Raw genomic sequence first — 20,410 nt, 5'->3', positions numbered from 1 at the left:
GCGACAACGACAAGCAGGATTGCAGCCATGACGAACACGCTGCGCTTCAGCCCCGCCGACCCCGCCACCGCCGCCGCGTTCTTCGCCGCCGAACTGTCCTTCGAGGCCGACCCGGACGACGTGGTCCGCGACATGAAGGAAGGCACCACCGCCGGCTTCCAGCTGGTCGAGGCGCGCAGCCGGGAGGCGTTCGCGAAGGCGCGCATCCCCGGCGCGATCAACCTGCCGCACTGGGAGATGGACGAGACGACCACGCGGGACTGGGACCGCGACCTGGTCTACGTCGTCTACTGCGAGAGCTTCGAGTGCAACGCCGCCACCAAGGGCGCGCTCAAGCTGGCCACGCTCGGTTTCCGCGTGAAGCGGCTGGCCGGTGGCATCCGGGCGTGGCTGGCCGCCGGCTACCCGGCCGAGGGTGCGGAAGTGCAGCCGGGGAACCTCCACGGCATCACCTGCGACTGCTGATCTACCCTCGGACGGGTGACGCGCCTGCTCGTGCTGCAACCCGACGACAGTGACCCGATCGCCCGCCTCGGCGACTGGCTGACCGGAGCCGGGGCGGTGCTCGACGTCCTCAAGCCGTTCGAACGGCCCGTGCCGGAGACCCTCGACGGGTACGACGGCGTGGTGTGCCTGGGCGGTGCGATGGGCGCGCTGGACGACGCCGAGCACCCGTGGCTGGCCGACGTGCGCAAGCTGCTGTCGCACGCGGTCGCCAAGCGGGTGCCGACGCTGGCGGTCTGTCTGGGTGCGCAGCTGCTCGCAGTGGCCACGGGTGGTCAGGTGCGGCGGGGTCCGCAGGGGCCCGAGGTGGGCGTGATGCTGGTGGCCAAGCGGGACGTGGCCGGCGCGGACCCGTTGTTCGCGGACCTGCCGTGGACGCCGGACGTGCTCCAGTTCCACCAGGACGAGATCGCGCTGCTGCCGCCGACCGCCGAGCTGCTGGCGTCGTCGCCGAAGTGCGCGAACCAGGCGTTCCGGGTGGGCGAGAACGCCTACGGCATCCAGTTCCACATCGAGACCACCCCGGAGATCGTGCTGCGCTGGGCGGCCGGCGCGCCGGAGGCCGCGGCCACCGCCCGGCCCGGTCAGCTCGGCGAGGACCAGCTCGTCCGGGGGCACGACGACATCGCCGAGGTGTGGCAGCCGTTCGCGGAGCGGTTTGTGCGCCTGGCGGCGGGGGAACTCACCAGGCAGAAAAACCTTCCGCTGGTGTGACGAACCTCCGCCGATGTGAGTGTTCATCGGCCGTCAAGGTAGCGTTCATCCACGACTGTGTCGGTTCAGCCGGAGGAATCAGCGTGGATGCCTCGCTCCTCGTCATCATCGTCGTAGCAACAGCGTTGGCATTCGACTTCACCAACGGCTTCCACGACACCGCGAACTCGATGGCCACGTCCATCGCGACGGGCGCGTTGAAGCCGAGAACGGCGGTCGCGTTCTCGGCCGTGCTGAACCTGGTCGGCGCGCTGCTGTCGGTCGAGGTCGCCAAGACGATCTCCGGCGGTGTCGTCGACGACGCCCGGATCACGCCCGCCGTGGTGTTCGGCGGCCTGGTCGGGGCGATCATGTGGAACCTGGTCACCTGGTACGTGGGCCTGCCGTCGAGCTCGTCGCACGCGTTGTTCGGCGGGCTGATCGGCGCGACCTGGATCGCGTCGGGCGCGGACGCCGTGCACTTCGCCAAGGTCGTGGACAAGGTCGTGGTGCCGTCGATCGCCGCGCCGCTGGTGGCCGGGATCGTGGCGCTGCTGGCCACCTACCTGACGTACAAGCTGACCCGGCGAACCCGGCCGTCCGTGGCGAGCAAGGGGTTCCGGGCCGGGCAGGTGGCGTCGGCGGCGTTGATGTCGTTGGCCCACGGCACCAACGACGCCCAGAAGACGATGGGCATCATCACGCTGACCCTGATCACCGCGGGCACCCTCGCGCCCGGCGCGGAACCACCCCTCTGGGTGATCCTGAGCGCGGCGATCGCGATCGCCCTGGGCACCTACCTGGGCGGCTGGCGCATCACGCACACCCTGGGCAAGGGCCTGACCACGATCGAGGCGCCGCAGGGCTTCGCGGCGCAGACCAGCGCGGCGACCGTGATCATGGCGTCCTCGCACCTGGGTTTCGCGCTGTCCACCACGCACGTGGCGTCCGGCGGCATCATGGGCTCCGGCCTGGGCCGCCAGCTCGACGGCGTGCGGTGGGGTGTGGCCGGTCGGATGGCGTTGGCGTGGCTGTTCACGCTGCCGGCGGCGGGCATCGTCGGTGCGGCGGCGGGCAAGGTCGCGTCGCTGGGCACCGCCGGGGTCGTCGTCGTGGCCGTGGTGGGGGTGGGCGTGGCCGTGGGCATCTGGCTGCTGTCGCGGCGGGAGCCGGTGCGGCCGGAGCACGTGGTGGACGAGATCGCGGCGCAGGCCGAGACGCACAAGGTGGCGGCATGAAGGTCGACTGGGCGGCGCTGGGCACGGTGTTCGGCGTGAGCCTCGCCGTGGTGCTGGGGCTCGTGGTGTTGTTCGCGGTGGCGCTGCGGGCGCTGTCGGCGCGCGAGGAGGCACGGGAGCGCGGCGGGTCCGCGGCCGTGTCCACCGGGGTCGCCGGGGCGTGTCTGGCGGCGTGCGTGATCGTTGTGTTGTTCGGTATCTACTTGATCGTGGCACGCTGACGCTTCACCTCCCGCCGTGCGGGACTACGGTGTTCGTCGATGACCGATCCAGCGCGCACCCCGACGTCCCCCGCTCGGTTCGGCCTGACCGAGGCACGCGGCGGCGAGCACCTGCGTGCGGCCGGGTGGTGGGCCGACCGCAGGCCCACCGAGGGGGCCGAGGCGATCCTGTGGGCGTTGTCCCGCAGTCCCGACCCGGACCTGGCGCTGCGGGGTGTGGACCGGCTGCGGGTCGCGCTGGGCGACGCGTGGGCGGAGCTGGACGAGGCCCTGCGCGCGAGTGACGTGCTGCGCGGGCGGTTGCTGGCGGTGCTCGGGTCGTCCACCGCGCTGTCGGACTTCCTGGTCGCCAACCCGGCGCGCTGGCGGTCGCTGGCGGACGCGGAACCCGTCGCGGCGGAGTCGTTCACGCCGGTGCTGGTCGCCGCCGTCGAGGGGCTGACCGGCGCGGACGCGGTGCGGGCGTTGCGGCTGGAGTACCGGGCGCTGCTGTGCCGGGTCGCCGCCTCGGACCTGGCGCACGTGGTCGAGCCCGACCTGCCGTACGTGAGCTACGACGACGTCGCCGGGCTGCTGTCGGACCTGGCCGTGGCGGCGCTGACGGCGGCGCTGGACGTGGCGAACCGGCAGGTGCCGCGCTCGGACGAGTGCCGGCTGGCCGTGATCGCGATGGGCAAGTGCGGCGCGCGGGAGCTGAACTACGTCAGCGACGTGGACGTGGTGTTCGTCGGCGAGGGCGACATCGCGGTGGCGACCCGGGTGGCCAGCACGGTGATGCAGGTCGCCGGGCAGTCGTGCTTCGAGGTGGACGCGGCGCTGCGGCCCGAGGGCAAGGCCGGCGCGCTGGTGCGGACGCTGGACGGGCACGCGTCCTACTACCGGCGGTGGGCGCGAACGTGGGAGTTCCAGGCGCTGCTCAAGGCGCGGCCGGTCGCCGGGGACGAGGAGCTGGGGCAGCGGTACCTGGAGGTCGTGCGGCCTCTGGTGTGGACGGCGGCCGAGCGTGAGGACTTCGTGCCGGACGTGCAGGCCATGCGGCGGCGCGTGGAGGACCACGTGCCGCTCGGGCTGGCCGACCGGGAGCTGAAGCTCGGGCGCGGCGGCCTGCGGGACGTCGAGTTCGCCGTGCAGTTGTTGCAGCTCGTGCACGGGCGCGGTGACGAGGCCCTGCGCATCCCGACGACCACAGCGGCGCTGGCGGCATTGGGGCGCGGCGGGTACGTGGGGCGCACGGACGCCGCCGACTTCGGCCGCGCCTACCGGTTCCTGCGCACGTTAGAACACCGGTTGCAGCTCCAGCGGCTGCTGCGCACCCACCTCTTCCCGGCCGACGACGACGCCTCCGCGCTGCGCTGGCTGGCGCGGGCCGCCGGGCTGCAGGCCGAGGGCGGGCTGTCCGAGGGGCAGGTGCTGCTGGCCGAGTTCCGCAAGCGCGCCAACCAGGTGCGGCGGCTGCACGAGAAGCTGTTCTACCGGCCGCTGCTGCAAGCCGTGGCGAACGTGCCGACCGAGGCGTTGCGGCTGACCACCGGCGAGGCGGCGGCCCGGCTGTCGGCGCTGGGGTACGCGGCGCCGGACGGGGCGTTGAAGCACATCGAGGCGCTGACCCGCGGGGTGTCGCGGCGGGCGCGCATCCAGGGGGCCCTGCTGCCGGTGCTGCTGGACCTGCTGGCCGGCACGCCCGACCCGGACGGCGGGCTGCTGTCCTACCGGCGGGTGTCCGAGGCGCTCGCCGAAACGCCCTGGTACCTGCGGCTGCTGCGGGACGAGGGCACGGTCGTGGACCGGCTGGCCGCGCTGCTGGGCACGTCCCGGCTGGTGCCGGACCTGCTCGTGCGGGCACCGGAGGTGCTGCGGCTGCTGGCCGACACCACCGCGCTGGTCGGGCGCGACCCGATGGCCATCGGCAACCCGCTGCGCAGCACCGTGTCCCGGTACAGCGACCTGGGCCGCGCGGTCGCCGCCGCCCGGTCCCTGCGCCGGCACGAGCTGCTGCGCGTGGCGTCGGCGGACCTGCTCGGGCTGGTGCCGCTGCGGACGGTGTGCGTGTCGCTGTCCGAGGTGTGGGTGGCGGTGTTGCAGGCCGCTCTGGACGCCGTGCAGCGGTCGTCGGGGGAGCCGTTGGCGACGCTGGCGGTCATCGGCATGGGCCGGCTGGGCGGGCGCGAGCTGGGGTACGGGTCGGACGCGGACGTGATGTTCGTGTGCGAGCCCCACGACGGGGTGTCGGACTCCGACGCCGTGCGGTGGGCCAGTTCCGTGGTGGAGAAGGTGCGGCGGCTGCTGTCCGCGCCGTCCCAGGACCCGCCGTTGCAGGTGGACGCCGACCTGCGGCCGGAGGGCCGGCAGGGGCCGTTGGTGCGGACGTTCGAGTCCTACCGGGCCTACTACGCGCAGTGGTCCGAGCTGTGGGAGGCGCAGGCGCTGCTGCGGGCCCGGTTCATCGCGGGTGACGCGGAGCTGGGCGCGCGGTTCCTGGAGATGGTCGAACCCGTCCGGTACCGGCCCGAGGGGTTGGACGCGGTGGCCGTGCGGGAGATCCGGCGCATCAAGGCCCGCGTCGAGGCCGAACGGCTGCCGCGCGGCGCGGACGCGTCCCTGCACACCAAGCTCGGCCGGGGCGGGCTCGCCGACGTGGAGTGGACCGTGCAGCTCCTGCAGTTGCAGCACGCGTTCAAGGTGCCGTCGCTGCGCACGCCGTCCACCGTGCGGGGCCTGCGGGCTGCCGAGGAGGCGGGACTGGTGTCGGCGGAGGACGCGGCGGCGCTCCGGGACGCCTGGATGACCGCCACCCGGGCGCGCAACGCGATCGTGCTGGTCCGGGGCAAGGCCGGGGACCAGCTGCCCACGACCGGGCGTGACCTGGCGGCGGTGGCCGGGGTGATGGGTCACCAGGGCGACCCCGGCGAGTTCCTCGACGCCTACCGGCGGACCACCCGACGAGCACGCGCCGTGGTCGAGCGGGTCTTCTACGGTTCGTGAACACTGGGGTCCGTGAAGGCGATTGCACAGAACTCGTTCGGAGATGTCGACGTCCTCTCGCTCCAGGAGCTGCCCGACCCCGCGATCAGCTTCGACCAGGTCCTGGTGGAGGTGCGGGCGGCGGGCGTGAACCCCGTCGACCGGCTCATCCGCCTCGGGTACGCCAAGGACACCCTGCCCCACCACTTCCCGCTCATCCCCGGCTGGGACCTCGCCGGCGTCGTGCGTGCCGTCGGGCCGGCGGTGGAGGGGTTCAAACCCGGTGACGAGGTGTTCGGCTACCAGCGCAAGGACCACGTGCAGCACGGGACCTACGCGGAGCTGATCGCCGCCACCGAGCGCGGCCTGTGGCACAAGCCCGCCGCGCTGTCGTTCGAGGAAGCGGGTGGGCTGGCGCTGACCGGGCTCACCGCGCTGCAGGCGCTGCGCAAGGTCGGGGTGTCCGAAGGCGACACGGTGCTCGTGCACGCCGCCGCGGGCGGGGTGGGGCACCTGGCCGTGCAGGTCGCGCGGGCGCTGGGCGCCGCCCGGGTCATCGGCACCGCGTCCCCGCGCAACCACGACTACCTGCGCTCACTGGGCGCCGAGCCGGTGTCCTACGGGGACGCGCTGGTCAACAACGTGGCCGAGCTCGTCGGCGGGGACGGCAAGGTCGACGTGGCGCTGGACTGCGTCGGCGGTGCGGCCCTGAACGACTCGCCCGCCCTGGTCCGCGACCCGGCGCGGATCGTGTCCATCGTGGACACCAACGTGCTGGAGATCGGCGGCGCGTACGCCTACGCCAAGCCCGTGCAGGCGGACCTGGAGTGGCTGGCTCGCCACGCCGAGAGCGGGGAACTGCGCGTCACGGTGCAGCAGACGTTCCCGCTGGCGGAGGCGGCGGAGGCGCACAAGCTGCTCGAAGGCAGGCACGTGCGCGGCAAGATCGTGCTGACGGTGTGACTCGGGGGCCTCCTCGCCGGAGGCCCCTCCTGCCACTTTCAGTCCTCGTCGACCGTGGGGACGGAGGTGAGCAGCTCGACCACCCACTCCTCCACGAACGAGTCGTCTCCGTCCTCGTCCGGCACCAGCCGGTTGGAGACCTTGACCCCCAGGCCGAGCACGTCGGCGGCGCCGATCGCCTCGATCGCCTCGGCGGCGGAGTCGAAGATGTTGGTGGACAGCACCTGTGCGGTAGCGACGTCATCAGACACGGCGCGACCCTAACCGCCCGCCACGAACGTGCGACGACCTACCCCTCCTGTACGAGGCCGTCTTCTGCACGAGGGGTCGCCGACCGGTCGCGCAGGGTGGGACAGGGGTTGCTTTCCGGTCGCGCGCATTGACTATTGGTCCTGGTCTTGCGGAGACTGTCTGGGCTCTGGGGGAGCAGAACGTTCGCACGCGTGCGCCCGGACGAAGGACGTCATGGACGACGAGATCCACCATCACCACCGCAAGAAGAACAACCGCGCCGCGCTCAAGGTCGGCTTGGTCGTCCTGGGCGTCCTCGTCCTGCTGGGCGTGATCCAGGCGGCAACCGCGGGCACGGTGGGCATCGGCGCCCTCAGCGTCACCCTGAGCTCCAGCAGCCCCACGACCACGACCAGGACCGCCACGTCCCTGGACGGCGTCGTCGGCGAGACCACCACCACGGAGGACACCCCCACGACGACGGCGGAGACGAAGGTCGCCACGGGTTCGTGGAAGGTCGCCCGCGGCTTGCTGACGGTGGAGGTGACGCGCGTGGAGAACGCCGGCGGACGCCTGCGCCTGCACGTGACGGCCATAAACGCCAGCACGGCGAAGATGGACCTGCCCCTGGCCTCCATCTCGGCCGTCGACGACACGAAGCGCAACTACAGCGCGTCCCTGTCGACCAGCAAGTGGCCGGTGACGATTGCGAAGAACGCCAGCACCAGCGGGTACGTGGAGCTGGACCAGCGGGCGGCTGGGCAGGCGACCACGCTGACGCTGACGTTCTCGGGCATCAACGGCCAGCTCGCCCCGACCGGCGGCGAGGTCGCGGTGACGGGCATCCCGGTTCCCCGGTAAGCAGTTCTCGACCGAAGCCCCCGGTGCGTCCGCCGGGGGCTTCGTCGTCTCCTGGGTAGGTGCGTCGTAACACCGCGTCAGTGATCCACGACTTCGCCAGGGAGACCGCGGGACTGGAGGCCGGATGCCGGGTTTCGAGGAACCCCTCATCGGACGACTGCTCGGGCAGGCGGCCAAACCACTGGTCGACAACGTGCGCCACGCACTCGCGCGCCGCGGTTACGGCCGGACGGACGTGCACACGGCCCTGAACAGGCTGACGCTCGCCCCGGCGACCTTCAGCCTGGTGTTGCGACTACCGATCGGGTTCACCCAACAGGACGTGGCAGGTGCCTTGGCGAGCCCCGAAGGTGACCACGTGCTGCGGCGCATCCTCGCGCTCAACCTCGAAGGACGCGTCACCGAGGGGATCCGGACGAAGGTCGAGGCCTCCGTACTGGCGTTGATCAGCGCGCAGGTGCGCAAGCGCTACCGCGTGAGCGATCCGCCCGTGCCCTTCGCCGACCTGCGGTTCGACCGGCTGCGGGAGTACACGGCGCAGCTGTGCGAACTGCTGTTCACCCGCGGTCAGGACTGGGCCAAAGCCCTGCTCCGGTCGCTCAAAGACCCGGCGGAGAGCCTGGACTGGGCGTTCACCACGCTCGTCCGGCACCAACTCGCCGAAGTGGAGCACTACCTGGACGTTCTGGCTTCGGCGGTCGAGCCGACCGCCGAAGCGTTCGAGGAGTGGCGACGGACCTACCTCACCGTGTTCGCGGCCCACCACTCGACCATGCAGCTGCCGCACTTCGAACGGAAGCTCGTGCCGTACGACGACCTGTTCGTGCCGTCCCAGTTCCGCCCGTGGGGTGAGAGCGCTCGGAACCTGGTGCACGACGCGGAGATCTCGTTCGAGCGCTTCGCGGGACTGGTCGACAAGACGGTCATCGTCGGCGACCCCGGCGGCGGGAAGTCGACCACGTCGACGCTGCTCGCGCGACGAGCCCTCGACCGCGGCGACATCCCGTTCGTCGTGGCCCTCAAGGCCGTCGACGTCGGGCTCAACGGGTTCAACGTCGAGGAAGCCGTCGAGTCGCTCCTGCGCACCGGGTACCAGTGCCCAGCCCCACCGGGCACCGTGCGCAAGCTGCTCGCCGAGGGACGCGCGTTCCTGGTGTTCGACGGCCTGGACGAACTCGTCGACGGCGCGACCAGGGAGGCCGCCGCGAAGACGATCGACACCATCGCCACCATCCACCCGTTCGCGAAGGTCGTGGTGACCTCCCGGCGGGTCGGGTACTCCGTGGCGCGGCTGAACCCGCGGACGTTCGACGAGTTCCTGATCGGCAGCTTCACCGACCAGCAGGTCGAGCAGTACGCCCGCCGGTGGTTCTCGATCGTCCGCGAACCGGGCGATCCGTCGGTCGAGGGCACCGTGCAGGGTTTCCTCGAATCCGGCAAACCCATCGCGGACCTGCGCACGAACCCGTTGATGCTCGCGTTCATCTGCGTGCTCTACCAGGGCCGCGGCACCATCCCGCACAAACGGCCGGAGATCTTCCGCGAGTGCGTCGAACTCTTCCTGCACCACTGGGACCGCAAGCGGCGCATCGGCCGCCCGCCGGCCGACCTCGACCTGATCGAGCTGTCGTTGAGCTACCTCGCCCACGCCGTGCTGACCGACCGCGCCTACCGCGACGGCGTCACCGAGGAACAGGTCTTCGCGCTGGTGGTCGAGCCGCTGCTGGCCGAAGGCGTGCCGGACCGCCGCACCGCCAAGCGGGTCGTGCGCGAGCTGCTGGACCTGTGCCGGGGCCGCGCCTGGATCTTCACCGACGTGGGCGGCGACCCGACCCGCGGCGCTGTCTTCGCCTTCACCCACCCCAGCTTCCTGGAGTACTTCGCGGCCCTGCACCTCAACCGCACGGTCGAAGGGCCGGAGGAGATCGCGGCGATCCTGATCCCGGAGATCGCGCGGGGCCAGTGGGAGGTGGTGGGCCAGATCTGCATCTCGTTGCGCCTGCGGAACTTCCAGGCCGGTGCCGCGCGGATCATGGACAGCTTCCTCCGGCGCATCGAAGCGGTTATCACCGACCGGCGCAGGGCGGCCAACCGGGGGGCCACCTGGTACACGGCACCCCGCGACCACCTCCGGCTGTCCCCGCTGCAGAAGGACGTGGACGTCGCCCTGGTCGAGTTCCTGCTGCGCACCTCCGAGACGCTGCCGGTGTCGTCGGACACCCTCCGCCGGCTGGTCGAGATCGGTGCCGACCACTTCTCGATGGGCCGCAGCGCCGGCCTGTCGGCCCTGCTCAACACCGACTACCAGTACCTGGACGCGGTGTACGAGAAGCTGACCTCCCTGCTGGGTTCGGCGTTGCGGTCGTTCGCCGCCGACCCGGACGACACCACGGCGACGCACGCGTGGTTCGCGGTCCACTTCGGCTACCTGGCGGGTCAGCCCCTTGCCCACCACGTCGACCTCGCCCGCCTCCACGACACCCGGGCACGGATCGTCGACCCGAGCGACCTCGACCTGCTGGCCGGCCACCGCACCGTGTTCGCGTGGAACCTGCGCCTGCACGCGGGCGGCACCCCCGACCTCGACGAGCCGGGGTGGTTCGGGAAGCTGTTCGAGGGTTGCCACCGCCAGATCCCCGGCTTTGGGCCGCAGTCGACGGCGCAGTGGATCGTGGACTGCTTCTCCTCGCCGTTCCGCCGCAGCCTGCCCGTCCCGACCGCGGCAGCCCTCCTCCGCTCCCTTGCGCCGGGCATCGCCTGGAACAACGACCTCCCGGCCGGCGGCGAGGCGCACACCCTGCCGGTCGAGGTCGTCACGGCGGCTTCGGCCCGCGTGATCGGGTACGACGACACGGTCCTCGCCGGGTGGTGCACGGTGGCGATGGCCGTGCACGAACTGTGGGAGGTCACCACCCACACACCTCGAACCGACCTGCTCGGCGACACCACGTTGCGCCCGCTGTTCGACCACGCGATCCGGCGCGGCGTACCAGGTGCGGCCTCGATCCACCGCTGGCTGGACGGGGAGGTCTCCATCTGGAAGGAGCCCGGCACGAGCGTCTCGTGACGGGAAGAGGCCGAGGGCCGGGCGACTGGACAGCCACCCGGCCCTCGGCCTTCGTCGGACGCTCCGGCTCACACCGGAAGACCGCCGATCACACGTCGTAGTACAGCGCGAACTCGTACGGGTTCGGGCGCAGGCGCAGCGGGTCGATCTCCTGCTCGCGCTTGAACGCGATCCACGTGTCGATCACGTCCGGCGTGAACACGCCGCCCTCGAGCAGGAACTCGTGGTCGGCCTCCAGGTTGTCCAGCACGGCGTCGAGCGAGGCCGGGACCTGCTTGACGTCGCGGGCCTCCTCCGGCGGGAGCTCGTAGAGGTCCTTGTCGATCGGGGCCGGCGGCTCGATCTTGTTCTTCACGCCGTCCAGGCCCGCCATCACCATGGCCGAGAAGGCCAGGTACGGGTTGCCCGACGAGTCGGGGCAGCGGAACTCGATGCGCTTGGCCTTCGGGTTGTTGCCGGTGATCGGGATGCGCACGCACGCCGACCGGTTGCGCTGGGAGTAGACCAGGCTGACCGGGGCCTCGTAGCCGGGCACCAGGCGGTGGTAGGAGTTCACCGTCGGGTTGGTGAACGCCAGCAGCGACGGCGCGTGGTGCAGGATGCCGCCGATGTAGTGGCGCGCGGTGTCGGACAGGCCCGCGTAGCCGGACTCGTCGTGGAACAGCGGCGCACCGTCCTTCCACAGCGACTGGTGGGTGTGCATGCCCGAGCCGTTGTCGCCGAACAGCGGCTTCGGCATGAAGGTGACGGTCTTGCCCGCCTGCCACGCCGTGTTCTTGATGATGTACTTGAACAGCATCAGGTCGTCGGCCGCGTGCAGCAGCGTGTTGAAGCGGTAGTTGATCTCCGCCTGGCCGGCGGTGCCGACCTCGTGGTGCGCGCGCTCGACGGAGAAGCCGTTGCTCTCCAGGTTGAGCACCATCTTGTCGCGCAGGTCGGCGTAGTGGTCGGTCGGCGTGACCGGGAAGTAGCCGCCCTTGTACTTGACCTTGTAGCCGCGGTTGCCGCCCTCTTCCTCACGGCCGGTGTTCCACCAGCCGGAGATCGAGTCGATCTCGTGGAAGGACGCGTTCGCGGTGGTGTCGAAGCGGATCGAGTCGAAGATGTAGAACTCCGCCTCGGCGCCGAAGTACGCGGTGTCCGCGATGCCCGACTCGGTGATGTACTGCTCGGCCTTGCGCGCGATGTTGCGCGGGTCGCGGCTGTACGCCTCGCGGGTGAACGGGTCGTGCACGAAGAAGTTGACGATCAGCGTCTTCTCGATCCGGAACGGGTCGATGCGCGCCGTGTACAGGTCGGGCAGCAGGAGCATGTCCGACTCGTGGATCGACTGGAAGCCGCGCACGGAGGAGCCGTCGAACGCCAGGCCCTCGGCGATGGCGTCGGCGTCGAAGGCGGACGCGGGGAGCGTGAAGTGCTGCATCACGCCGGGCAGGTCGCTGAAGCGGACGTCGATGAACTTCACGCCCTCGTCGGAGATGAACTTCAGGACCTCGTCGGGATTCTTGAACACCCTCGTCGACTCCTCTACTGCGGTGGGGGCGTGGTTGTTCGCCGCGGTGTCTGGCGGCCTGCCATCGGGGGCGACGCTAAGACCGCGGTGTTGCCCAGCAATCACCCTGATGTTTCGCCAGTGTTAACGGGCCACCCGGGACCGGCAACCCGACCTGCCACTCCTCACCCGCTGAGCACGGCTTTACTCTGGTGGGGTGAGCAAGTGGACCGGTTCGTGGCTGTCAGGACCCCGCTCGGCACTGGAGCCGGGCGCCGACTCCGGCGACGGCACCGCTCAACGCTGGAAGGGCGAACGCCTCGGCCTGCCCCAGTCCGGCCCGGGTGCCGTGGCGGGCAGCGGCCGACGCGCGTTCGCGATCCTGCTCGACTTCGCCCTGGCGATGGGCGTGGCCAGCGTCTTCACCTACCCGGAGCTGCCGCGCAACTGGAGCCTGCTGGCCTGGTTCGCCATCACGATCATCGCCGTGGGCTTCTTCGGCTTCACCCCGGGCCACGCGGTCTTCGGGCTGCGCGTGGCCCGCTTGGACGGCGCACCCCTGGTGGGCCTGCCCAGGGCGGTCCTGCGCACGCTGCTCATCTTCCCGGTCATCCCGGCCGTGATCTGGGACGCGGACGGCCGCTGCCTGCACGACAAGGCGACCGGGACCGTGGTCATCCGCGTCCGCTGACGGTCCGCTGACGTCGGCCGAAACCCCCACGCCCGTGCTGTGGGGGTGTCCCGCGAGGGGTCAGCGGCGGCGCATGGCGCGTTGGATGTTGCGCATCTTCGCGCCCTGGGGCAGGGGGCCCTTCGGGAGTGCGGTGCCTCGGCTGGCCAGGGCCTGGAGGCGGTTCTCCAGGGTGTCCACCTGGGCCGCGGAGATGTTGCGCGGCAGCTTCATCAGGTGGCTCTGGAGCTTGCGGAGCGGGACCTGGCCCTCTTCGGCGCCCACGATGACGTCGTAGATGGGGGTCTCGCCGATCACCCGGGACACGCGCTTCTTCTCCTGGGCCAGCAGACCCTTGACCCGGTGCGGAGCGCCTTCGGCGACCAGGACCACGCCGGGGCGGCCGATCACGCGGTGGACCATGTCGGCGCTGCCGGTCGCGGCCACGCCCTGGGTCACGCGCCAGCGTCCGCGCAGGTTGTCCAGCGCCCAGCCGGCCGCGCCGGGCTGGCCGTCGGCCTTCGCGTAGACAGTCCGCTGCACGCGGCGGCCGAAGACGATCACGGCCAGCAGGGCGCCCACGGCGATGCCCAGGGGCAGCAGCACCCACTGCATGTCCCAGATCAGGCCGATGAGGAACGCCGCCGCCGTCGCGCCCAGCAGGCACAGCAGCATCAGCGGCACGAGCGCCTTGTCCTCGCGGCGCTGCATCTTGAACGCCTCGAAGATCTGGCCCCGCCGGGCCTTCGCCGCCGCGCGGCGCTCCTGGGCCGCTGCCTTCGCCGCCGCCTTGTCCTTACCAGCCATACCCACCAGGATACGGCGCGCCGCGTCGCCCCATCACCGCGCGGTGGGTGTGCAATGCGAGGATGCGGGGCATGGAGCGGCTGCTGGAGGGACTCGATCCGGAACAGCGGGCCGCGGTCGAGGCGCCGCGCGGTCCTGTCTGCGTGCTCGCCGGGGCGGGCACCGGCAAGACCCGGACGATCACCCACCGCATCGCCTACCTGGTGCAACGGGGTCACGTCGCGCCCGGCCAAGTGCTCGCCGTCACCTTCACCGCGCGTGCCGCGGGCGAGATGCGGACCCGGTTGCGGGCGCTCGGCGTGCACGGCGCGCAAGCCCGCACCTTCCACGCCGCGGCGCTTCGGCAGTTGCGCTACTTCTGGCCCCGGGTCGTCGGCGGGCCGCACTGGGAGCTGATCGACCGCAACAAGCTGCGGCTGGTCGCCCAGGCGGCCAACCGGGCGGGCCTGTCCACCGAGTCGGACTCGCTGCGCGACCTCGCGAGCGAGATCGAGTGGGCCAAGGCCTCGCTGGTCACGCCCGACGCCTACCCGGCCGCCGCGGGCAAGGCGCACCGCGACACCCCGGCGCCCGCCGAGCAGGTCGTGCAGGTCTACCGCACCTACGAGCAGCTCAAGAACGACGCCCAGCTGCTCGACTTCGACGACCTCCTCCTGCACACCGCCGCCGCGCTGGAGGAGCACGGCGACGTCGCCGAGGAGTTCCGCGACCGCTACCGCTGCTTCGTGGTCGACGAGTACCAGGACGTCACCCCGCTCCAGCAGCGCGTGCTGGACGCGTGGCTGGGCGACCGCGACGACCTGACCGTCGTCGGCGACGCCAACCAGACCATCTACTCCTTCGCCGGCGCCTCGCCGATGCCGCTGCTGAACTTCAACCGCCGCTTCCCCGAGGCGACCGTGGTCCGGCTGGAGCGCGACTACCGGTCGACGCCGCAGGTCGTGGCCCTGGCCAACGAGGTCATCAAGTGGGCGCGCGGGCGTCCCGCGGGCGCGCGGCTGCGGCTGATCGGGCAGCGCCCGGACGGCCCCGCGCCGAAGTTCACCGAGTTCGACGACGAGCCCGCCGAGGCCGCGGCCGTCGCGCGGCGGGTGAAGGCGCTGCTGGACGAGGGCGTGTCGGCCAGCGAGATCGCCATCCTGTACCGGGTCAACGCGCAGTCGGAGATCTTCGAGCAGGCGCTCGCCGAGCTGGGCATCCCCTACCAGGTGCGCGGCGGTGAGCGGTTCTTCCAGCGCGCCGAGGTGCGGCAGGCGATGGTGGCGCTGCGGCAGGCCGCGGCGCAGGACCCGCCGGGCGAGCTGCCCAAGGTGGTGCGGGAGGTGCTGGCCCCCATCGGCCTGACCGACGACCCGCCCTCCGGCGGCGCGGCCCGGGAGAAGTGGGAGTCGCTGCTCGCGCTGGTGGAGCTGGCCGAGGAGCTGGTGGCCACCGTCGACGGGGCGGACCTGCCGAAGTTCGTGACCGAGCTGGAGGTGCGGGCCGAGGCCCAGCACCCGCCGACCGTCGAGGGCGTGACGCTGGCGTCGCTGCACGCCGCGAAGGGCCTGGAGTGGGACGCGGTGTTCCTCGTCGGCCTGGTCGAGGGCACCCTGCCGATCCTGCACGCGGACGGCGACGAGGCCGCGGTCGAGGAGGAGCGCCGCCTGCTGTACGTGGGGGTGACGCGGGCGCGTGAGCACCTGTGGCTGTCGTGGGCGCTGGCCCGCGCGGCCGGTGGTCGCCGGTTCCGGCGGCGCAGCCGGTTCCTCTACGGGCTCATCCCCGACGACCACCCCGCCTCGCGCACGGTGGCCAAGCGGGAGCCGGTGCAGAAGCGGCCCAAGCCGCAGTGCCGGGTGTGCGGGACGCAGTTGGTGGACGCGACGGCGGTCAAGCTCAGCCGGTGCGGCACGTGCCCGTCGGACCTGGACGAAGAGCTGTTGGGCCGTTTGCGGGCGTGGCGCGCGGGGCGGGCGAAGGAGCTGAAGGTGCCGGCGTACGTCGTCTTCACCGACTCCACGCTCGTGGCGATCGCCGAACAGCGCCCCGAGGACATCGCGGGGCTCGTCGCGATCGCCGGCATCGGCGCGGCGAAGCTCGACCGGTACGGCGCCGACGTCCTCGCCCTTGTGCAGGGAAAACGCTGAAACTTCACACGATCGACAGGTATTTGGAAAAACCGGTTGCACCGGTCTGGGGCAGGGTCATAACCTGCTGAGGCCAGGCGCGAAGAGCGCCTGCTGGGGATGAAGAGCGTTGCTCCGAGACTAGCCGCACCGAGGAGGTGACCGGTTGTGAACACTCCGATGACCATCGGGATGCCCGGTCTCCTCATGACCGGTGTTTGCGCTGTGTCCGGCAACGCTCGCGTCGCGGGGGAGAAGTCTGCCCGCGATCGCCGCGCCTTCGAGTGGGGCGGCGAGCGAGTTCACGTGATCCAGGTGCCGGCGCAGTACATGCCGACCGTTGTCCCGACTCAGAACGTTGCGCCGTCCGCGCACAGGCGAAGGACCTGAGCCCACCAGCATCAGGCCACCTGAAGCCCACGAAGGCCGCGGACCCGTAACCGGATCCGCGGCCTTCGTGTTTGTTCGACCTGTTTTCCGCAGGACAAACCCCATCGCAAGACCTGTGACAGGAGTCCACCTGATGTTGACCGCGACCGTCCCGATAACCGGGACGCTGTCCGCCGAGGACCTCGCCACGACCGGTGTCGCCAACCTGATCGACACCGCGCCGGACGCCGGTCTGGAGCTTCCCTGCCGTACCAACAACCCGGACCTGTGGTTCGCCGACGCTCCCGCCGAGCTGGAGCAGGCGAAGGCGTTCTGCACCACGTGCCCGGTGATCGCCGAGTGCCTGGCGGGCGCCATCGCCCGGCACGAGCCCTGGGGGGTCTGGGGCGGCGAGATCTTCGAGCGCGGTGCCGTCATCGCGCGGAAGCGGCCCCGTGGCCGTCCGCGCAAGGACGCGACGCCCGCAGTGCCCGCGGCACCCGCCGCAACCACCACCGTCCGGGGGGCTACCGACCAGGAGGCCGCCGCGTGAACGGCTACCGCACCACCGCAGACGAAGCAGTGATCATCGAACTCAACCCGCGAGGTAACCCCATGTTGCTCGAAGAAAACCTGGCCAGATCCCGAATGCATGACGCAGAGGTGTTCGCCGAACAGCAACGCGTGGCCCACCGCCTCGTCGTCGCCCGCCGGTGGCGCCGACTGGCCGGATGGGCCCAGCGCAGGGCACTGCTCAAGGCCCGCGCCGTCTGACGCCGGAGCACCTGTCCCGCACACCCGGTGTCGGTCGGTCGGCGAGCCGGCCGGCACCGGGTGGCGACCGACTTGCCGGCCGGCACCGGGGACGGGGGTCGACTTCTCGGCCCGAACCGGACCCGGTGCCGGCCGGCCTCCCGCCGTCGGGACCCGGCCTACCGCCAGTCGGGACCCGGTCTCCGTGCGTGCGTGACGCTGTTCGATGCGGCCCGCCCTCCTTTTCGATGGGAGGGCGGGTCTTGTCGTAGGTACGGTCTGAGGTGTGGCCGCTCACACTCACGACGGAATCGACTGGGCAACCCGCCTGACCGCACTGCGCCGGGCGAACGAACTCGACGCCGAGGCCGAGCGCGTGGTCGCGCGCCGGCTCGTCCGCTCGTTGCCGGACAGCCCGGTCGTCGTCGACGTCGGCAGTGGCGCGGGAGGCATGAGCGTGGCCCTCGTCGAAGCGCTCAACGCGCGTGGCGGCGGCACCGTCGTCCTCATCGACGCCGTGCCGGAGCTCCTCGACGCCGCGACGACCGCCGCGCGTGCCGCCGCCAGCTACGGGCACGACAACACCAACCCCACGGTCAAGGTCCGCCCGGTGCTCGCCGACATCGCCACCGAACGCCTGGCCGACCTCACCGACCCGGCGCACCTGGTGTGGGCGGCGCGCGTCGTCCACCACCTGCCCGACGAGCGGCAGGGGGTGGCCGGTCTGGTCGACGCGCTCGCGCCCGGCGGAGTGCTCGCCCTGGCCGAAGGCGGCCTGGAGGGCAGGTTCCTGCCGTGGGACCTCGGCGTCGGCGAACCCGGCCTCCAGGAACGCCTGGCCGCCGCGCGCGCCGAGTGGTTCGTGCGCATGCGGGAGTCCATGACCGACAAGGTGCGGCTGCCCGTGGGGTGGAACATCGTGCTGGCCGAGGCCGGCCTGCTCGACGTGACCGCGTTCAGCTACCTCGTCGACCACCCCGCGCCCGCCAAGCAGGCGGTGCGGGACTGGGCGGTCGAGCGCCTCCAGTGGCTGGCCGACGTCGCCGGCGACCGCCTGCACCCCGCGGACCGGCGCACGGTCGAGCGGCTCCTCGACCCGCAGGACCCGGAGTACGTCGGCCTCCGCGACGACGTCTACCTGCTCGTCGCGAACACCGTGCACCTGGGCCGCAAGCCGTGAGCACCGCGGCCGGGACCGAGGCGTGCGCGCGCTGCGGGCGGACCCGTCAGTCCGTCACGAACCCGGCCGAACTACTTGCGTGGGTGCGTGAGAAGGACCGCGGGCACGACCAGTGGTTGTGCCACGTGTGCGCGCGGAACCACGTCCGCGACATCGAGGGCAAGCTGCCTGCCGACTACTGGTGATGCCGACTGTTGGTGATGGGTATCTGCTCGATGGGCGGCTCCTGCGGGTGACTGGTGCGCGGGGCTGGGGCTAGTGGTGGGTCAGGGCGCGGAGGAACGAGCGGGGTGTCGCCGCGCCGCGTTTGCTGCCGGCGTCGAGTTCGGCCAGCAGGGTCGGTGGTGAGCACAGGCCTGACCGGAGCACGGCGGTGAGCAGCCCGTGCGCTCGAGTGGGGTGGGGTTCGTGGCGCGCCGCGTCGAGGACGGCTCTGGCCGGCGGGGCCAGGGGTAAGCCGTCCTTGTGCACCGGCCTGGGCAGGCGGGTGGTGCGTTCCAGGAGCACGTGGTGGTCGCCGGATCTTCGGCGGCCGGCGGGTTGGAGCACGTGCACGCGGGGCGGCAGTGGCAGGTCGGGCAGGCCGTGGGTGTGGAGGGCGTCCACGCCGGTGAGGACCGCCTCCGGGCCGGCGTAGGCGAGGGCCGCCTTGACGCGGTCGGCGCGGGTGGGCGGTGCCGCGCCGAGGAGCAGCACGCCGGGCAGGATGCGCTGCCACGGGCCGCCGGGGCGGCAGCGCAGGTCGATGCGGTAGCGGGGCACGCCCGCGGCCTTCAGGTCCGAGGTCTTGATCACGTCCATGGGTCGAGGATCGGCCCGGGAGCGGGGTGCCGCCAGGGCGAAATCGCGAACTGTGGACAACTCGGGACCTGTGGACAACTCGCCGCCGGGTGGGGTGCTCGAGGGACTGCGCGGGCGGCCGGCGGGGTGCGGGCCGGGCCGCGGTGGGCGGCCCGGCGTGCGTGTCCGGGGTCAGTCGGCGAAGCCGGGCTGCCAGCGTTCGACGATCTCGCGGGCCGGGACGTGGGCGTCGAGTTGGCAGAGGATGCCGGTCGCGCCCAGGGTCACGCGGTGGATCAGCAGGTACTGCGGGGGCAGGTTCAGCGACCTGCCGGTGTGGCTGTCCGGGCTGCGCAGGTCGCCCACGCGTTCCGCCTGCTTCTGCAGCCACTTCCGGGTGAAGTGGAAGGTCTCCGTGCGCAGCGGCTCGACGAACGGCGCGAGGTAGTTGAGGACGTCGTCCTCCTGCAGCTCCGTGCCGGGGCGGATGAAGCGCTCGGCCTTCAGCAGGTCGAGCAGGTCCGTCGAGCGGCCGTCCAGGGCGAGCCTCGTCATCAGGCCCAACGTCTTGGGCAGGCCGTCCGGGAGGCGGGCGACGGCGCCGAAGTCGAGGACGCGCAGGCGGCCGTCCGCGCCGAGCATGAAGTTGCCCGGGTGGGGGTCGGCGTGCAGCAGGCCCGACCGGCTCGGGGCCGAGAAGTGGAACTCCGACAGCAGCCGGCCCGCCAGGTCGCGCTCCTCGCGCTCACCCGAACGGATGATCTTCGACAGCGGCACGCCATCGGTCCACTCGCTGACCATCACCTTGGGCGAGCTGGCGACGACCTTGGGCACCAGCACGTGGTCGTCGCCCTCGAACGCCTTCGCGAACACCCGCTGGCTCGCCGCCTCGGTGCGGTAGTCCAGCTCCTCCAGGTACCGGTCCCGCAGCTCCTCCAGCAGCGGTTTCACCTCGGTGCCCGGCATGATCGCCTGCAACAGCCGGGAGAACCGCAGCAGCTGCTTGAGGTCGGCCTGCAACGCCTCGTCCGCGCCCGGGTACTGCACCTTGACCGCCACGTCGCGCCCGTCGTGCCACACCGCGCGGTGCACCTGGCCGATGGACGCGGACGCCGCCGGTTCGTCGTCGAACGACGCGAACCGCTTCACCCACCCCGACCCGAGCTGCTCGGTCAGCACCCGGTGCGTGGTGCGCGCGGGCATCGGCGGAGCGGCGGTCTGGAGCTTGGTCAGCGCCTCCCGGTACGGCTCGGCCAGCTCGTCGGGCACCGCCGCCTCGAACACGCTCAAGGCCTGCCCGAACTTCATGGCACCGCCCTTGAGCTGGCCCAACACGGCGAAGACCTGTTCCGCGGTCTTCGCCGACACCTCGGCGCTGACCTCCTCGGAACTGCGGCCTGCGAGCCGTTTGCCCCAGCCGCCCACGACCCGGCCGGCCACCCCGATGGGCAGGCTGGCCAGCTTCGCGGTGCGCTGCACGGCCTTGCGCGGGATCTCGCTCACCCGAAGATT

General features: G+C 71.7%; 18 protein-coding genes. 13 read left to right on the top strand and 5 right to left on the bottom strand.

Features of this window, described 5'->3' with window-relative positions; all coding sequences use genetic code 11:
- Positions 1–27 precede the first annotated feature (27 nt).
- The 6 genes from DFJ66_RS18470 (at position 28) to DFJ66_RS18445 (ending at position 6,580) form a co-directional block, all read left to right on the top strand.
- A complete protein-coding gene (locus DFJ66_RS18470; protein ID WP_121222712.1) occupies positions 28–465 on the top strand; it encodes a rhodanese-like domain-containing protein in 438 nt (145 codons plus the stop codon).
- A gap of 15 nt (positions 466–480) precedes the next feature.
- Positions 481–1,218, top strand: a complete 738-nt coding sequence (locus tag DFJ66_RS18465; protein ID WP_121222710.1) for a type 1 glutamine amidotransferase — start codon at positions 481–483, stop codon at positions 1,216–1,218.
- Between the two features lie 83 nt (positions 1,219–1,301).
- Complete coding sequence (locus tag DFJ66_RS18460) at positions 1,302–2,435, top strand: inorganic phosphate transporter (protein WP_121222708.1); 1,134 nt, start codon at positions 1,302–1,304, stop codon at positions 2,433–2,435.
- Positions 2,432–2,656, top strand: a complete 225-nt coding sequence (locus DFJ66_RS18455) for a hypothetical protein (RefSeq protein WP_121222706.1) — start codon at positions 2,432–2,434, stop codon at positions 2,654–2,656. Before DFJ66_RS18460 ends, DFJ66_RS18455 begins: the two co-directional genes overlap by 4 nt.
- A 39-nt stretch (positions 2,657–2,695) precedes the next feature.
- The gene (locus DFJ66_RS18450) at positions 2,696–5,638 is read left to right on the top strand and encodes a bifunctional [glutamine synthetase] adenylyltransferase/[glutamine synthetase]-adenylyl-L-tyrosine phosphorylase (RefSeq protein ID WP_121222704.1); all 2,943 of its coding nucleotides are present in this window, start codon (positions 2,696–2,698) and stop codon (positions 5,636–5,638) included.
- A gap of 12 nt (positions 5,639–5,650) precedes the next feature.
- Entirely contained in the window at positions 5,651–6,580 is a 930-nt protein-coding gene (locus DFJ66_RS18445) for an NADP-dependent oxidoreductase (protein WP_121222702.1), read from the top strand.
- A gap of 38 nt (positions 6,581–6,618) precedes the next feature.
- On the opposite strand, the gene DFJ66_RS18440 is transcribed toward DFJ66_RS18445, so the two are convergent.
- Positions 6,619–6,831, bottom strand: coding sequence for a hypothetical protein (locus DFJ66_RS18440; RefSeq protein WP_121222700.1), 213 nt, complete (start codon positions 6,829–6,831; stop codon positions 6,619–6,621).
- A gap of 214 nt (positions 6,832–7,045) precedes the next feature.
- On the opposite strand from DFJ66_RS18440, the gene DFJ66_RS18435 reads away from it, so the two are divergent.
- Both DFJ66_RS18435 and DFJ66_RS18430 read left to right on the top strand, forming a co-directional pair.
- Positions 7,046–7,672 (top strand): hypothetical protein, encoded by a 627-nt coding sequence (locus DFJ66_RS18435; protein WP_121222698.1) that lies wholly within the window; start codon positions 7,046–7,048, stop codon positions 7,670–7,672.
- Between the two features lie 124 nt (positions 7,673–7,796).
- Positions 7,797–10,739 carry an NACHT domain-containing protein gene (locus tag DFJ66_RS18430; protein ID WP_121222696.1) on the top strand — a complete coding sequence of 981 codons (2,943 nt, stop codon included), beginning with the start codon at positions 7,797–7,799 and terminating at the stop codon, positions 10,737–10,739.
- 88 nt (positions 10,740–10,827) lie between these two features.
- Here DFJ66_RS18430 and glnA read toward each other — a convergent pair whose 3' ends face one another.
- Complete coding sequence (gene glnA / locus DFJ66_RS18425) at positions 10,828–12,252, bottom strand: type I glutamate--ammonia ligase (protein WP_121222694.1); 1,425 nt, start codon at positions 12,250–12,252, stop codon at positions 10,828–10,830.
- Between the two features lie 196 nt (positions 12,253–12,448).
- On the opposite strand from glnA, the gene DFJ66_RS18420 reads away from it, so the two are divergent.
- Complete coding sequence (locus DFJ66_RS18420; RefSeq protein ID WP_121222692.1) at positions 12,449–12,922, top strand: RDD family protein; 474 nt, start codon at positions 12,449–12,451, stop codon at positions 12,920–12,922.
- Between the two features lie 60 nt (positions 12,923–12,982).
- Here the strand turns inward: DFJ66_RS18420 and DFJ66_RS18415 are convergent, their stop codons facing one another.
- Positions 12,983–13,708: a DUF4191 domain-containing protein gene (locus DFJ66_RS18415; RefSeq protein ID WP_121222691.1), complete on the bottom strand. Its 726-nt coding sequence runs from the start codon at positions 13,706–13,708 to the stop codon at positions 12,983–12,985.
- Positions 13,709–13,770: 62 nt separating this feature from the next.
- Here DFJ66_RS18415 and DFJ66_RS18410 point away from each other — a divergent pair, with 62 nt between their 5' ends.
- From DFJ66_RS18410 to DFJ66_RS18395, 4 genes are all read left to right on the top strand, one after another.
- Entirely contained in the window at positions 13,771–15,837 is a 2,067-nt protein-coding gene (locus DFJ66_RS18410; RefSeq protein WP_170199515.1) for an ATP-dependent DNA helicase UvrD2, read from the top strand.
- A 502-nt stretch (positions 15,838–16,339) separates the two neighbouring features.
- A complete protein-coding gene (locus DFJ66_RS18400; RefSeq protein WP_121222686.1) occupies positions 16,340–16,738 on the top strand; it encodes a WhiB family transcriptional regulator in 399 nt (132 codons plus the stop codon).
- A complete protein-coding gene (locus tag DFJ66_RS42170) occupies positions 16,735–16,959 on the top strand; it encodes a hypothetical protein (RefSeq protein WP_147459300.1) in 225 nt (74 codons plus the stop codon). The genes DFJ66_RS18400 and DFJ66_RS42170 overlap by 4 nt, the downstream gene beginning before the upstream one ends.
- Before the next feature lie 265 nt (positions 16,960–17,224).
- Entirely contained in the window at positions 17,225–18,118 is an 894-nt protein-coding gene (locus DFJ66_RS18395; protein ID WP_121222684.1) for a class I SAM-dependent methyltransferase, read from the top strand.
- 255 nt (positions 18,119–18,373) lie between these two features.
- On the opposite strand, the gene DFJ66_RS18385 is transcribed toward DFJ66_RS18395, so the two are convergent.
- Together DFJ66_RS18385 and DFJ66_RS18380 are read right to left on the bottom strand one after the other, a co-directional pair.
- Entirely contained in the window at positions 18,374–18,919 is a 546-nt protein-coding gene (locus tag DFJ66_RS18385) for a hypothetical protein (RefSeq protein ID WP_121222680.1), read from the bottom strand.
- 171 nt (positions 18,920–19,090) lie between these two features.
- The gene (locus DFJ66_RS18380) at positions 19,091–20,401 is read right to left on the bottom strand and encodes an ABC1 kinase family protein (protein WP_121222678.1); all 1,311 of its coding nucleotides are present in this window, start codon (positions 20,399–20,401) and stop codon (positions 19,091–19,093) included.
- Between the last annotated feature and the right edge of the window lie 9 nt (positions 20,402–20,410).

The sequence above is a fragment of the Saccharothrix variisporea genome (assembly GCF_003634995.1).
Lineage (GTDB): Bacteria > Actinomycetota > Actinomycetes > Mycobacteriales > Pseudonocardiaceae > Actinosynnema > Actinosynnema variisporeum.
The sequence above is the reverse complement of the archived record's forward strand: the minus strand, read 5'-3'. Positions and strand labels throughout refer to the sequence as shown.

Coding starts and splice junctions, on each gene's coding strand:
- DFJ66_RS18470 (WP_121222712.1), top strand. CDS start 28: ATGACGAACACGCTGCGCTTCAGCCCCGCCGACCCCGCCACCGCCGCC.
- DFJ66_RS18415 (WP_121222691.1), bottom strand. CDS start 13,708: ATGGCTGGTAAGGACAAGGCGGCGGCGAAGGCAGCGGCCCAGGAGCGC.
- DFJ66_RS18400 (WP_121222686.1), top strand. CDS start 16,340: ATGTTGACCGCGACCGTCCCGATAACCGGGACGCTGTCCGCCGAGGAC.
- DFJ66_RS18455 (WP_121222706.1), top strand. CDS start 2,432: ATGAAGGTCGACTGGGCGGCGCTGGGCACGGTGTTCGGCGTGAGCCTC.
- DFJ66_RS18385 (WP_121222680.1), bottom strand. CDS start 18,919: ATGGACGTGATCAAGACCTCGGACCTGAAGGCCGCGGGCGTGCCCCGC.
- DFJ66_RS18410 (WP_170199515.1), top strand. CDS start 13,771: ATGCGGGGCATGGAGCGGCTGCTGGAGGGACTCGATCCGGAACAGCGG.
- DFJ66_RS18435 (WP_121222698.1), top strand. CDS start 7,046: ATGGACGACGAGATCCACCATCACCACCGCAAGAAGAACAACCGCGCC.
- DFJ66_RS18450 (WP_121222704.1), top strand. CDS start 2,696: ATGACCGATCCAGCGCGCACCCCGACGTCCCCCGCTCGGTTCGGCCTG.
- DFJ66_RS18430 (WP_121222696.1), top strand. CDS start 7,797: ATGCCGGGTTTCGAGGAACCCCTCATCGGACGACTGCTCGGGCAGGCG.